A 13,776-nucleotide genomic window follows, 5' to 3' on the forward strand; every position below is an offset into this window, starting at 1 on the left:
TCTCGTAAAGGTCAGGCGGGTAGAATCTCCGCGGCACAGACGAATGACCGGCGCGCCCAACAGCATCACCTTCCGCGGGTGCGCCGCATAGATGCGATCTCATTTTGAACATCCCCTACGCTGTTCCTCCCCATTCCCCCGCCACCCAGCCGGCACCTCGTGCGCGGTCGGTGGCCGGCCTCGCGAGGTTGGCTGTGGGCCTGCTGGCCCTGGCGTCCGCGCAGGCCGCATTGGCCTTCGGTTTCAACGATGTGGCGGTGCACGCCAAGCAGCTGGCCGCCAAGCCGTACCAGGCGCCAAGCGAGACCCTGCCGCGCCAGTTGCGTGAGCTGCGCTACGACCAGTACCGCGAGATCCGCTTCAAGTCGGATCAGGCCTACTGGCGCAAAGACAAGCTGCCGTTCGAGCTCGGCTTCTTCCACGAAGGCTCGTACTACGACCAGCCGGTGAAGATCAACGAGGTGTCGCCGGCCGGCGTGCGCGAAATCCGCTTCGACCCGCGCCTGTTCGACTACGGCCCCGTCAAGCTCGACCCGAAGCAGCTGCAGAAGCTGGGCTTTGCCGGCTTCCGCGTGCACTACGCGATGAACACCCCCAAGTACAAAGACGAAGTGATCGTCTTCCTGGGCGCGTCGTATTTCCGCGCGATCGGCAAGAACCAGGTCTATGGCTTGTCCGCACGCGGCCTGGCGATCGACACGGCACTCAACTCGGGCGAGGAATTCCCGCGCTTTTCCGATTTCTGGATCGAACGCCCTGCCGCCAACGCGAAGGAGCTGACGATCTATGCGCTGCTGAATTCGCGCCGTGCCACGGGGGCCTACCGCTTCGTCATCAAGCCGGGGACCGATACCGTGGTCGACGTGAAGGCACAGGTCTTCATGCGCGAGAACGTCAGCAAGCTGGCGATCGCGCCGCTCACCAGCATGTTCTTCTTTGGCGAGAACCAGCCGGCGGCCAACCTGGACTTCCGCCCCGAGGTGCACGATTCCGACGGCCTGTCGCTGCTGTCCGGCACAGGCGAGTGGATCTGGCGCCCGCTGACGAACCCGAAACGCCTGCTGGTCAGCTCATTCTCGACCACCAACCCGGGCGGCTTTGGCCTGATGCAGCGTGATCGCGCGTTCTCCAGCTACGAAGAGATCGGCGATCGGTATGAACAGCGCCCCAGCGCCTGGGTGGAACCCGTCGGCAAATGGGGTGCAGGCCGCGTGGAACTCGTGCAGATTCCGACGCCGGACGAAACCAACGACAACGTGGTCGCCTATTGGGTGCCCGAGAACCCGCCTAAGCCGCAGCAGCCGTTCAACCTCGAATACCGCATGCTGTGGCAGAAGGACGGCGACAAGAAACCGGCGCTGGCCTGGGTCACGCAGACGCGACGCTCGCACGGCTGGACCACCAAGCGCCCGGATGAGCGCAAACCTGACGACACGATCGCCTTCGTGGTCGACTTTGAAGGCCCCGCGCTGGCCAAGCTGGCACCCAATGCACCGGTGGAGCCGGTGTTCTCGGCAGATGCCAACGGCAAGATCGAATCGATCTTCGGCCAACCCAACACCGCGACCGGCGGCTGGCGCGTAACGGTGCGCCTCAAGCGGGTCGACGACGACAAACCAGTCGAACTGCGCGGCTATCTGCGCAGCGGCGGTACCGGACTTTCTGAGACGTGGAGCTACCTGTTACCTCCGGGCTGAACACGATGACAGCCCAGACCGGCGGCCACGCCGCGGCGCCCTCCCCCGAGTCGGTAGCCGATCACTACCTGGAAGCGCTGCCGCTGGCGGCCGACGCACGTGCCGCGCTGCTGCTTGATGCGGGTATCGCGGCGGGCATCGCCGCCGGTGACGACGATGCCGCGACGCTCGCCAAGCTGCACCGGGCGCTCGCCAAGCTCGATCCGGCACAAACGCATTCACTTGAAGCCGACAACCCCGCTTATGCGTCCGTCGGATCGCGCCTGGATGCCGCATATGGCGCTACGCGCGTGGATGCCGCGTCTACCGAACCGGCGGCAGAACCCGCTCCTCCACTCGAACACGACAGCGAAGGCCGCATCCACCTGGATACCGGCCCCACGCCAGCCCGTCGCTCCATGGTGCCGTGGCCGTGGGTGCTCGGGCCGATCTGGCGAGCACGCAAGGCTATCGAGCGGTGGAACAGCGGCGGCAAGGCGCCCGTGCCCTACGAGAAACCCGATTCGCCGGACCCAAAGGGCATCTGGCGCTTTGTCGGTGCACGCCGTCGCCTGACGTTGCTCGCGCTGATGATCGCGCAGACCATCGGCGCCACCTGGGCGATGAGCACGGTGCTGCCGTACCACGGCGCCGATTGGCTCGAAGCCATCATCATCGTGCTGTTCGCGGTGCTGTTCTGCTGGGTGTCGGCGGGCTTCTGGACGGCCATCACGGGCTTCCTGCTGCTGGCCTTCCATGGCGATCGCTTTGTCATCTCGCGCCGCGCCTCGCCCGATGCGGTGATTCCGGACGACGCACGCACCGCCATCGTCATGCCGATCTGCAACGAGGATGTGCAGCGCGTGTTCGCAGGCCTGCGCGCGACATACGAATCGCTGCAGCGCACCGGCCATCTGGAGCACTTCGATTTCTTCGTGCTGTCGGACTCCGGCGATCCGGATATCCGCACCGCCGAAGCCGATGCGTGGCTGCACATCTGCCGGGCGCTCGATGGCTTCGGCCGCATCTACTACCGCTGGCGCCGCCACCGCGTGAAGCGCAAGAGCGGCAACATCGACGATTTCTGCCGACGTTGGGGCGGCAAGTACCGCTACATGATCGTGCTCGACGCCGACAGCGTGATGAGCGGCGATTGCCTGACGCGCCTGGTGCAGTTGATGGAGGGTGCGCCTTCCGCAGGCATCATCCAGACCGCGCCGCGCGCTGCTGGCCGCGACACACTGTACGCGCGCATCCAGCAGTTCGCCACGCGCGTGTACGGGCCGCTGTTCACCGCAGGCCTGCACTACTGGCAGCTGGGTGAGTCGCACTATTGGGGCCACAACGCCATCATCCGGCTGGACCCGTTCATCAAGCACTGCGCGCTGGCACCGATTCCGGGCAAGGGTTCGCTGTCGGGCGAGATCATGTCGCACGACTTTGTCGAAGCGGCCCTCATGCGCCGCGCCGGCTGGGCCGTGTGGATCGCCTACGACCTGGACGGCAGCTACGAAGAGATGCCGCCCAACCTGCTCGACGAGCTGGGCCGCGACCGCCGCTGGTGCCACGGCAACCTGATGAACTTCCGCCTGTTCGGCGCGCCGGGTTTCCACCGCGTGCACCGCGCGGTGTTCATCACGGGCGTGATGGCGTATCTGTCAGCGCCGCTGTGGTTCCTGTTTCTGTTGCTGTCGACGGCGCTGCTGGCCAAGCACACGCTGATCGCGCCGGAGTACTTCACCCAGCCGCACCAGATCTTCCCGATCTGGCCAGAGTGGCATCCGGAAAAGGCGGCCGCGCTGTTCTCGGCCACCGCCACCGTGCTGTTCCTGCCGAAGATCCTGAGTGTGCTGGTGCTATGGGCGCAGGGGCCGAAGCGCTTCGGTGGGGCCATTCATCTGGCGCTGTCGATGGCGATCGAGGCGGCGTTCTCGGTGCTGGCCGCGCCGGTGCGCATGCTGTTCCACACACGCTTCGTGACGGCCGCGTTCCTCGGCTGGAAGGTGCACTGGAAATCGCCCCCGCGTGAAGACGCACAAACGCATTGGGGCGACGCCGTGCGCCGCCATGGCCTGCACACCGTGATCGGCCTCGTCTGGGCGGCGATCGTGTATTGGCTGAACCCGAGCTTCCTGTGGTGGCTCTCGCCGGTGGTCGGCGCGCTGATCGTGTCGATTCCGCTGTCGGTGCTCTCGAGCCGCGTGAGTCTGGGCCGCCGCATGCGTCGCCTGCGCCTGTTCATGATCCCCGAGGAAGTGCGCCCGCCGCGCGAGTTGCGCGCCACACGCAAGCACCTGCGCAACGCACCGCCGATGCCGGATTTCCGCCAGGCCGTGGTGGACCCCGTCACCAATGCGCTAATGTGCGCGATCGGCACAACACGCTTTCCGCAGGATCGACGTCTGATTGCCGTGCGTGAGGCGACCGTACGTCACGCGCTGGAAGTTGGCCCCGACAAGCTGACCGGCAAGCAGAAGCTCGTGCTGCTGTCGGATCCGTTCTCGCTGTCGGCGCTGCACCTGGCGGTGTGGTCGTCACCGGAACGGCGTGCCGCGTGGCAACCTGCGGAAAGCTGAATCGCCGCTACCGCTGCTGCAAACGTGACGCCCCACCCGCTTCTTGCCGGTGGGGCGTTTTACTTTCCGTTACATCGGTAGGAATTAGGTATCACCTGACTGGGCCTGGCGTTCATAGAATGACCTCAACGATTTGACGCACGAAGCCCACGCAACCATCCCGCAACGGCCTCGCAACTTGCCAAGGAGAAGCATCATGAAACGCACACTGCTCGCATTCGTTCTGGGTGGCGCCGCGCTGTGCGCCTCGACGGCAGCGCTGGCGCATGTGGATGTTGGCGTGGCCATCGGCGTGCCTGCGCCGGTCTACGTGGCCCCTGCGCCGGTCTATGCGCCGCCGCCGGTGGTGTACCGCCCGGCGCCGGTGTATGCGCCGGCACCCGTGTATTACGGTGGCGGCTACTGGCGCGATCGCGACGACTGGCGCGAACGTGAATGGCGCCGCCACGAGTGGCGTGAGCGCGAATGGCGCCACGACCATGGCTGGCACCGTGGCTGGGATCGCTGATCCGCACGCCACCTCGCAAGTTCCTCGCACCCGGGCCGCTCACATGAGCGGCCCGTTGCTTTTGTGGGCGCCCTGCCTGCATGCGCCGCAAACCGACCTATGCTGGAGCGTAGCGGCCATATGCAGTCCGGCAATCCCGCCGCCGGCCGCACTCCATACGGGAGGACGCCATGTCGATCGCCAGCACACTCGACGGCTGCCTGCGCAACAAAGGTTGCCAGTACGAGGTGATCCGTCATCCGCATACCAACACCAGCACCGAAACCGCGCAGTCGGCGCATGTCCCGGGCGACCGTCTGGCCAAGACGCTGTTGCTCGAAGACAAGCTCGGCTACGTGGCGGCCGTATTGCCATCGACCTATCACCTGCACCTATCGGAACTGCAAAAGGAATCCGGCCGCTACGACCTGACCCTGGCCGATGAATCGGAACTGCGTGAAGTCTTCAAAGACTGCGACGCGGGCGCCGTACCGCCCGTGGGCATGGCCTACGGCATGCCAACCTACATCGACAGCAGCCTGATGACCCACCGCGACGTCTACTTCGAAGCCGGCGACCACGAAAACGTCGTCCACATGGACATGGACCAATTCATGGCCCTGATGCGCGACGCCAAGCCTGCCCACTTCGCCTATCGGATGCAGGGCATCCTGTTCTGAGCTGCGCCACGAAGGAGGCCATCATGGCCGCTGAGGTCGATGAGGTCATCATTACGGCCCGCAACAACGGGCCATATCACATCAAGGGAAGCTTCCGGATCGTCACCCAGAACGGGCGCGAGTTGCCGGTGGAGGAAGGCCAGGCATGGCTGTGCCGCTGCGGGCACTCGTTGAACAAGCCGTTCTGTGACGGCTCGCACAAGCGCGCCGAGTTCGACAGCAACCTCGACGCGCCTGCGCCGCCAGTGGAGGCGGATCGCTCACCCTAAACGAAAACGCGGCGAAAACGCGGGCCGAAAGACCCGCGTGTCCTCGCTTAACGCGTGACCGGCTTGTAGCGGATGCGCTTGGGCTTGGCGCCCTCTTCGCCCAGACGCTTCTTCTTGTCGGCTTCGTATTCCTGGTAGTTGCCCGGGAAGAACTCGACGTGCGAATCGCCCTCAAACGCGATGATGTGCGTGGCGATCCGGTCGAGGAACCAGCGATCGTGCGAGATCACCATCACGCAGCCCGCGAATTCGAGCAGCGCGTCTTCGAGCGCACGCAGCGTTTCCACGTCGAGGTCGTTCGACGGCTCATCCAGCAGCAGCACGTTGCCACCCGAGATCAGCGTCTTGGCCAGGTGCAAACGCCCGCGCTCGCCGCCCGAGAGCGTGCCGACGTGCTTCTGCTGATCGCCACCCTTGAAGTTGAAGCGGCCGATATAGGCGCGCGACGGGGTTTCGTAGCGGCCCACCGTCAGGATGTCGGAACCGTTCGAGATTTCTTCGAAGACCGTCTTGTCGGCAGAAAGCGCATCGCGACTCTGGTCCACGTAGGCCAGCTTGACGGTCGGGCCGATCTTGATGGTGCCCGAGTCCGGCTGCTCCTTGCCCGTGAGCATGCGGAACAGCGTCGACTTACCTGCACCGTTCGGGCCGATGATGCCGACGATGGCGCCCGGCGGAATGGTGAAGCTCAGGTCGTCGATCAGCAGGCGGTCACCGTACGACTTGCTGACGTTGGTGAACTCGATCACTTCATTGCCCAGCCGCTCGCCGGCCGGGATGAAGATCTCCTGCGTTTCATTGCGCTTCTGGTATTCCTGACTGTTCAGCTCGTCAAAGCGGGCCAGACGCGCCTTCGACTTGGCCTGACGGCCCTTCGGGTTCTGGCGCACCCATTCCAGTTCCTTCTTCAGCGCCTTCTGGCGCGCCGATTCGCTCGACTCTTCCTGCTTCAGGCGCGTCTCTTTCTGATCGAGCCACGAGCTGTAGTTGCCCTTCCAGGGGATGCCATGGCCGCGGTCGAGTTCGAGAATCCACTCGGCGGCGTTGTCGAGGAAGTAGCGGTCGTGGGTCACGGCCACCACGGTGCCCGGGAAGCGCGTGAGGAACTGTTCGAGCCAGTCCACCGATTCCGCATCCAGGTGGTTGGTCGGTTCGTCGAGCAGCAGCATGTCGGGGCGCGAGAGCAGTAGCTTGCACAGCGCCACGCGGCGCTTTTCACCGCCCGAGAGGTGTTCGATCTTGGCGTCCCACGGCGGCAGGCGCAGTGCGTCGGCGGCGATTTCCAGCTGCAGTTCGACGTTGTCACCCGCACCGGCGGCGATGATGGCTTCCAGGCGGGCCTGCTCTTCGGCCAGCTTGTCGAAGTCGGCATCCGGCTCGGCGTAGGCAACGTAGACGGCTTCGAGCTGCTTCTGTGCATCCATCACCTCACCCAGGCCGCTTTCGACTTCTTCGCGCACGGTCTTGGCGGGGTCGAGCTGCGGCTCCTGCGGCAGGTAGCCGATGTTCAGGTTGGGCATCGGCGTGGCTTCGCCTTCGATGTCCTTGTCGAGGCCGGCCATGATCTTGAGCACGGTCGACTTGCCCGAACCGTTCAGACCCAGCACGCCGATCTTGGCGCCCGGGAAGAACGACAGCGAGATGTCCTTGAGGATCTGGCGCTTGGGCGGAACGATCTTGCCCACGCGGTTCATGGTGAAAACGTACTGTGACATGGCGTAGAAGCGGGGGAAAACGCTGAAATATGGGGACCCGCGGAGTGTAGCAAAGCCAGGGCGCCGAGCCCCACAGGCAAAAGAAAAGGCGCCCACAGGGGCGCCCTTCCGACGTAGCAAGAGGCAAGCCTCGTTACATCGTCATCATGTTGGCGTTCATGTTGTGCATGACCCACAGCGAACCGACAACGACGATCGCCAGAATCAACAGCGTGAACAGGAAGGCCATCACGTTCCAGCGCTGGGCGGACGAGCCGTCCAAGTGCAGGAAATAGATCAGGTGCACGACGATCTGCACGACCGCCAAGGCCATCACCGTCACCAGAACGGTGCCGTGCGAGTAGCCGCCGTCCATCACCATCTTGAACGGGATGGCCGTCAGGATCACCGCCAGCACGAAGCCGATCAGGTAGCCCTTGACGGTGGCATGGCCGGCACCGCCAGCAGCGTGGCCATGAGTCTCGTCATGCGCGGCGTGGGCCGCAACGTTGGTCTGTTCCATTTACATCGCTCCCAGCAGATACACGACGGTAAACACGCCGATCCACACCACGTCCAAGAAGTGCCAGAACAGGCTCAGGCACGACAGGCGGGTCGTTTGGGTCGGGGTCAGGCCCTTGGCACCGATCTGCCACATCATGACGATGATCCACAGCATGCCGCTGGCCACGTGCAGGCCGTGCGTGCCGACCAGCAGGAAGAACGACGACAGGAACGCGCTGCGGTTCGGGCCGGCGCCTTCAGCGATCAGGTGATGGAATTCGTTGATTTCCATGCCGACGAACGCGGCACCCAGCAGCAGCGTGATGCCCAACCACAGCATCACGTGGTCCTTGCGGCCGTTCTGCACGCTGATCATCACCATGCCGTAGGTGATAGACGACACCAGCAGGATGCCGGTTTCGATCGCCACGTACGACAGGTCGAAGAGCTCCTTGCCCGTCGGGCCGCCCGCCGTTGCGCCGCGCAGCACGCAGAACGTAGCGAACAGCGACGCGAAGATGATCAAGTCGCTCATCAGGTACACCCAGAAGCCGAAGACCTTGGTGTCTGCGACGTCGTGGTGGTGCGCATGGTCATGCGCGTGGTCGTGGCCGGCAGCGTGGCCGTGCGCGGCGTGACCGTCTAGAACATTGGAAGCCATGGTTTAAGCCTGCGAACCGATACGTTGGAAGTAGGCCGACTCGGTCTCGTGCACTTCGTGAGCGGGCACGTAGTAATCGACGTCGTCGTCGTTGCTGCGGAGGATGAAGCTGCCGATCATGCCGACCAGACCCAGCACGGCCATCCACCAGATGTGCCAGATCAGCGCAAAGCCCATCACGATCGAGAACATGCCGATGAAAAAGCCGGCGCCGGTGTTCTTCGGCATGTGGATCTTCTCGTAGCTGGCGGCCACTTGCGTCGGCACTTCACCGCGCGCCTTCATGTCGGCGAAGGCGTCGATGTCACGCACTACCGGCAGTACCGGGAAGTTGTAGTGCGCCGGCGGCGACGACGTCGCCCACTCCAGCGTACGGCCACCCCACGGGTCACCCGTCAGGTCAGCCAGCGCATGACGGTTGCGGATGCTGACGAAAATCTGGATCAGCTGCGAAGCAATACCGCAGGCGATGATCGCAGCGCCGATCACGGCGACGATCAGCCACGGCTGCCATGCCGGGTTGTCGGTATGGTTCAGACGACGCGTCATGCCCATGAAGCCCAGCACGTACAGCGGCATGAAGGCGGTGTAGAAGCCCACGAACCAGCACCAGAAGGCGCGCTTGCCCCACTTCTCGTCCAGCTTGAAGCCGAAGGCCTTCGGGAACCAGTACGTGATACCAGCCAGGTAACCGAACACCACGCCACCGATGATGGTGTTGTGGAAGTGAGCGATCAGGAACAGGCTGTTGTGCAGCAGGAAGTCAGCGCCCGGCACGGCCAGCAGCACGCCGGTCATGCCGCCGATCACGAAGGTGATCATGAAGCCGATCGTCCACAGCATCATCGAGTTCAGCTCGACGCGGCCGCGGTACATCGTGAACAGCCAGTTGAAGATCTTCACGCCCGTCGGGATCGAGATGATCATCGTCGCGATACCGAAGAACGCGTTGACGTTCGCGCCCGAACCCATGGTGAAGAAGTGGTGCAGCCACACCAGGAACGACAGCACGGTGATGCCGGCGGTTGCCCACACCATCGACGTGTAGCCGAACAGCTTCTTGCGCGAGAACGTCGAGACGATTTCCGAGAACATGCCGAACGCCGGCAGGATCAGGATGTACACCTCGGGGTGGCCCCAGATCCAGATCAGGTTCACGTACAGCATGGCGTTGCCGCCCAACTCGTTCGTGAAGAAGTGCATGTCCAGATAGCGGTCAGCGCCCAGCAGGGCCAGCGCCACGGTCAGCACCGGGAAGGCAGCGACGACCAGGATCATCGAGCACAGCGACGTCCAGGTGAAGATCGGCATGCGCATCAGGGTCATGCCTGGCGCGCGCATCTTGAAGATGGTCGCGACGAAGTTCACGCCGGTCAGCAAGGTGCCCAGGCCGGATATCTGCAAGGCCCAGATGTAGTAGTCGACCCCCACGCCCGGGCTGTACGCCAGCTCCGACAGCGGCGGGTACGCCAGCCAGCCGGTACGCGCGAATTCACCCACGCCCAGCGACACGTTGATCAGCACCACGCCGGCAGCAGCCAGCCAGAACGACAGCGTGTTCAGGAACGGGAACGCCACGTCGCGCGCGCCAATCTGCAGCGGCACGATCAGGTTGATCAGGCCCGTCATCAACGGCATGGCCATGAAGAAAATCATGATCACGCCGTGCGCGGTAAAGATCTGGTCGTAGTGCTCAGGCGGTAGATAGCCAGCACCGCCGCCCGAGGCGACCGCCAGTTGCGAGCGCATCATGATGGCGTCGGCAAAGCCGCGCAGCAGCATCACGATGGCCAGAATGCAGTACATCACGCCGATCTTCTTGTGATCGACCGAGGTGATCCACTCATTCCACAGGTACGACCACTTCTTCAGATAGGTGATCAGGCCGAACACGCCCGCACCACCCAGCAGAATGGCCGAGACCGTCACGACCACGATGGGCTCGTGCAGCGGAATGGCCTCCAGATTCAACTTGCCAAACATCGTCAACTCCTAGGAATTCGTGCGCACTGCGGTGGCAGCGGTGGGGGCCGGCAGAGCCGACTGCACCGGTGCCGGAGCGGCAATCGCATCGGCCGTCTCAACGGTGCAGTTGGCACCGCCAATGGCCTCATCGAGCGTCAGGACCTTGTCCGACTCGCCCATGTATTTGTGCAGGATGCTGTGATACAGCGTCGGGTCCACATTGGCGTACGCCGCCGGCGGCACCTTCTCGCTCGGCTTGGCCAGTTCTGCGTAGCCTTCCTTGGTCAGGTTCTGCGACGAGGCGCGGACCTGCTTGACCCAGGCGTCGAACTCTTCGTTCGTCATGGCCGTGGCCTTGAACTTCATGCCCGTGAAACCCTGGCCGCTGTAGTTCGACGACATGCCGTCAAACACGCCGGCCTCGTTGGCGATCAGATGCAGCTTGGTCTGCATACCGGCCATCGCGTAGACCTGGCTGCCCAGTTGCGGGATGAAGAACGCGTTCATCACCGTGTCGGACGTGATCTTGAAGTTGATCGGCGTGTTGGCCGGAATCGCGAGCTGGTTGACCGTCGCGATCTTCAGTTCCGGATAGATGAACAGCCACTTCCAGTCGAGCGAGACGGCCTCGACGGTGATCGGCTTCACGTCGGATTGGATGGGCTTGTACGGATCCAGCGCATGCGTGGACTTGTAGGTGATCCAGCCCAGAACGACGATGATCAGGCATGGGATCAGCCACACCACCGCCTCGATGGCGTTGGAGTGCGACCAGTCCGGCTCGTAGCGAGCCTTGGTGTTGGTGGAGCGGTACTTCCACGCAAACACCAGCGTCATGATGATCACGGGAATGACCACCAGCAGCATCAAGCCGGTTGCCACCAGGATCAGCGTCTTCTCCTCCGCCGCGATCATCCCCTTCGGGTCGAGGACCGTCAGGTTGCAGCCCGCAAGCAGGAGCGGGAGGCTTGCGGCCAGGAGCCGCTTCAGTTGTGGAACGAGTGTGTTCTTCATGTCTTGCACGGGAGCCACGCAGCCCAAACAACAGACCACAGGCAAAAAACGCGGGAAATGAGAAAGACCGTGCTGACGCACCGTAAGACGCCTGGTGCAGCAGCGGATCTTCGATCACATCTGGCGCCGGTCAGGGAGAAGCTGAACCCAGCGCGCCCTGCCTGCGAGGCGGGCTTCGACCATGACTGGCATGGACAAAGGTGAAGGCCGCCGCACCGCACAAGGCAGCGGACGACAATCGGGGCGCGGATGGAGTCGGAGCAGGCACTACGTCATGCGCCCGTTGGGCGAGCGCGGTTGGGAGTGGAATGCGGGCGCGATCTTACCGCCAGACACGTCTTCGGATCGTTGAATTTGCTCAGGCAAATAGAATTGCGCGCCGATTGACAAGTGTTATCCGGCCTACACGGCTAGGGTTTACGCGGCTTTGCGGGTAAGCAAATCGAAAGTGCATGTTGTTGCACTGCGACAATCAGCCACAGTGGTGCGCACCCGACGTTGGCCCCAAATGTGCGCGCTGCGGCAGGCGAAGATGAGAACCACTCTTATCTTCGCCTGCGGTCCGTTACTGCGCTAGCAACCCAGCAATGCGCACCAGCACCAGCCCGGCGGCCACAACGAGATAGCCCCGCAGCACAAACATCCACGTGCGCTTGAGCGGGGTCCAGCGGGCCGGGGTGAGCTGCTCCAGCGGCGGCATGGTCCAGCGATCACGGTCCAGCACGCTCACGCGCTGCGGGTGCTGCGGCCGGCGGGTTTTTCGTTCGATGCGCCACAGCACCGACGACATAACGATGGCGATGAGCGAACCGCCGATCAGGATCGCGCCGATTTCGAACTCGCCGATGCCCGGAAACAGCACCGCCACCGTCAGGATGACGGAGAGCATCACCAGCACCGCCACCACACCGCCGGTGAAGATGTTCATCGCGCGGCCGTTCGTCCAGGGGCCAAGTACGGCCTTGTCGTTGCACAACAGCAGCAGGAACACCGTGGCGCTCGGCAACAGCACGCCGGCCAGCGATTGCACCGCGTTGGTCAGCAGACCGAGCGGCACACCCGGCGTGAGTACCAAGCCGGCGGCCAGCAACGTCAGCCCGAAGTAGATCGCGTAGAAGCCCTTGGCCTCGGTCGGCTTGCGATGCAGCGAGTGCCGCACGGCAAACACATCGCCAATCGCATACGCCGTCGACAGCGACACCGCGCATGCGCCGATGATGCTGGCGTCCAGCAGCGCAATCGCAAACAGCACGCCGGCCCAGCGGCCCGAATGCGCCTCCAACCCTTTCGCCGTGCCGAGCGCATCGGTGTAGTTGCCGAACGCGGGCGTGCCGTGGAAGGCCTGCGCGGCGAAGGCGATCATCGCCACCGCACCGGCAATCACGAGCACGATGCCCAGCCACAAATCCGCACGCTCATAGCGGATGAAGCGCGCGGTGATGCGCTTGTCGATCACGTAGCTCTGCTGGAAGAACAACTGCCATGGCGCCACCGTTGTCCCCACGATGGCGATGATCAGCAGCATCACCTCTGCCAGCGGTGCGCCGGCCGGCAGCGCGGGCACGAAAAAGTCGCGCGCCACCTGCCCCATTGGCGGATGCACCATCACAAACACGGGAATCAGCGTGAGACTGCCCGCCACCAGTGCCAGCGCGAAACGCTCGAAGCGGCGGAAGTCTCCGGTGGACGCCGCCAGCATCACCAGCGCGGCCGCTGCACACACGCCCCAATGACGCGGGATGCCGAGATACTCCAGCGCAAGGCTGATGCCGATGAACTCTGTCACCAGCGTCAGCGCATTCACCAGAAACAAGTCGATGACGGAGAAGCTGCCCCAGAACTTGCCGAAGCGCGCAAAGATCAGACGCGCATGGCCGACGCGCGTAACGGCGCCCAGGCGCAGCACCATCTCCTGGTTCACGTACAGCACGGGAATCAGCAGCAGCAATGTCCACAGCAGCGTAGTGCCGTAGTTCTGGCCCGCTTGCGTGTAGGTGCCGAAGGCGCCGGCATCGTTGTCGCCGACCATGACGATCAGGCCGGGGCCAAGGATGGCGAGCAGCGTGCGCAGGCGCGCGCGCCAGCTATCGCGTGCGCCGGTGTCGTGGTGCGCGATGGTGCCAAGCGCGCCACGGATGTCGCCCACGTGGGCGCTATCAAGAGCGGCATGACGGGGTGGTGCGTCGATGCCCGAAGTCAGTTGGGTCATAGCGACCTCCGATTTGTTATTGGGTGGTGGGACGACCTGCC

At 63.8% G+C, this 13,776-nt stretch carries 11 protein-coding genes; 5 read left to right on the top strand and 6 right to left on the bottom strand.

What is annotated here, in order from left to right; genetic code table 11:
- The first annotated feature begins 170 nt into the window (after window positions 1–170).
- The 5 genes from ACN9M1_RS14030 to ACN9M1_RS14050 all read left to right on the top strand — a co-directional run bounded on the left by ACN9M1_RS14030 (window position 171) and on the right by ACN9M1_RS14050 (window position 5,688).
- Window positions 171–1,697 carry a glucan biosynthesis protein G gene (locus ACN9M1_RS14030; protein ID WP_426395282.1) on the top strand — a complete coding sequence of 509 codons (1,527 nt, stop codon included), beginning with the start codon at window positions 171–173 and terminating at the stop codon, window positions 1,695–1,697.
- Window positions 1,670–4,252 carry a glucans biosynthesis glucosyltransferase MdoH gene (gene mdoH, locus ACN9M1_RS14035; protein WP_426395284.1) on the top strand — a complete coding sequence of 861 codons (2,583 nt, stop codon included), beginning with the start codon at window positions 1,670–1,672 and terminating at the stop codon, window positions 4,250–4,252. The genes ACN9M1_RS14030 and mdoH overlap by 28 nt, the downstream gene beginning before the upstream one ends.
- Before the next feature lie 196 nt (window positions 4,253–4,448).
- A complete protein-coding gene (locus tag ACN9M1_RS14040) occupies window positions 4,449–4,760 on the top strand; it encodes a hypothetical protein (RefSeq protein ID WP_426395285.1) in 312 nt (103 codons plus the stop codon).
- Between the two features lie 170 nt (window positions 4,761–4,930).
- Window positions 4,931–5,419, top strand: a complete 489-nt coding sequence (locus ACN9M1_RS14045) for an aminoacyl-tRNA deacylase (protein ID WP_426395287.1) — start codon at window positions 4,931–4,933, stop codon at window positions 5,417–5,419.
- Window positions 5,420–5,442: 23 nt separating this feature from the next.
- A complete protein-coding gene (locus ACN9M1_RS14050) occupies window positions 5,443–5,688 on the top strand; it encodes a CDGSH iron-sulfur domain-containing protein (protein WP_426395289.1) in 246 nt (81 codons plus the stop codon).
- Between the two features lie 47 nt (window positions 5,689–5,735).
- Here ACN9M1_RS14050 and ettA read toward each other — a convergent pair whose 3' ends face one another.
- From ettA to ACN9M1_RS14080, 6 genes are all read right to left on the bottom strand, one after another.
- Complete coding sequence (ettA, locus tag ACN9M1_RS14055; protein WP_426395291.1) at window positions 5,736–7,403, bottom strand: energy-dependent translational throttle protein EttA; 1,668 nt, start codon at window positions 7,401–7,403, stop codon at window positions 5,736–5,738.
- Between the two features lie 133 nt (window positions 7,404–7,536).
- On the bottom strand, window positions 7,537–7,905 hold the full coding sequence (locus ACN9M1_RS14060) for a cytochrome o ubiquinol oxidase subunit IV (RefSeq protein WP_426395293.1): 369 nt from the start codon (window positions 7,903–7,905) through the stop codon (window positions 7,537–7,539).
- Window positions 7,906–8,547: a cytochrome o ubiquinol oxidase subunit III gene (gene cyoC / locus ACN9M1_RS14065; protein ID WP_426395295.1), complete on the bottom strand. Its 642-nt coding sequence runs from the start codon at window positions 8,545–8,547 to the stop codon at window positions 7,906–7,908.
- A gap of 3 nt (window positions 8,548–8,550) precedes the next feature.
- Window positions 8,551–10,530, bottom strand: coding sequence for a cytochrome o ubiquinol oxidase subunit I (gene cyoB / locus ACN9M1_RS14070; protein WP_426395297.1), 1,980 nt, complete (start codon window positions 10,528–10,530; stop codon window positions 8,551–8,553).
- A 9-nt stretch (window positions 10,531–10,539) separates the two neighbouring features.
- A complete protein-coding gene (gene cyoA / locus ACN9M1_RS14075) occupies window positions 10,540–11,526 on the bottom strand; it encodes a ubiquinol oxidase subunit II (protein ID WP_426395298.1) in 987 nt (328 codons plus the stop codon).
- Window positions 11,527–12,091: 565 nt separating this feature from the next.
- Window positions 12,092–13,735, bottom strand: coding sequence for an Nramp family divalent metal transporter (locus ACN9M1_RS14080; protein ID WP_426395300.1), 1,644 nt, complete (start codon window positions 13,733–13,735; stop codon window positions 12,092–12,094).
- Window positions 13,736–13,776 lie beyond the last annotated feature (41 nt).

The organism is Ralstonia sp. R-29, assembly GCF_049913345.1.
GTDB lineage: Bacteria > Pseudomonadota > Gammaproteobacteria > Burkholderiales > Burkholderiaceae > Ralstonia.

What these genes read in the sequence shown, in the direction of transcription:
- cyoA (WP_426395298.1), bottom strand. Translation starts at nt 11,526, where the DNA reads ATGAAGAACACACTCGTTCCACAACTGAAGCGGCTCCTGGCCGCAAGC.
- ACN9M1_RS14060 (WP_426395293.1), bottom strand. Translation starts at nt 7,905, where the DNA reads ATGGAACAGACCAACGTTGCGGCCCACGCCGCGCATGACGAGACTCAT.
- ACN9M1_RS14050 (WP_426395289.1), top strand. Translation starts at nt 5,443, where the DNA reads ATGGCCGCTGAGGTCGATGAGGTCATCATTACGGCCCGCAACAACGGG.
- ACN9M1_RS14045 (WP_426395287.1), top strand. Translation starts at nt 4,931, where the DNA reads ATGTCGATCGCCAGCACACTCGACGGCTGCCTGCGCAACAAAGGTTGC.
- ettA (WP_426395291.1), bottom strand. Translation starts at nt 7,403, where the DNA reads ATGTCACAGTACGTTTTCACCATGAACCGCGTGGGCAAGATCGTTCCG.
- ACN9M1_RS14080 (WP_426395300.1), bottom strand. Translation starts at nt 13,735, where the DNA reads ATGACCCAACTGACTTCGGGCATCGACGCACCACCCCGTCATGCCGCT.
- cyoC (WP_426395295.1), bottom strand. Translation starts at nt 8,547, where the DNA reads ATGGCTTCCAATGTTCTAGACGGTCACGCCGCGCACGGCCACGCTGCC.
- cyoB (WP_426395297.1), bottom strand. Translation starts at nt 10,530, where the DNA reads ATGTTTGGCAAGTTGAATCTGGAGGCCATTCCGCTGCACGAGCCCATC.
- ACN9M1_RS14040 (WP_426395285.1), top strand. Translation starts at nt 4,449, where the DNA reads ATGAAACGCACACTGCTCGCATTCGTTCTGGGTGGCGCCGCGCTGTGC.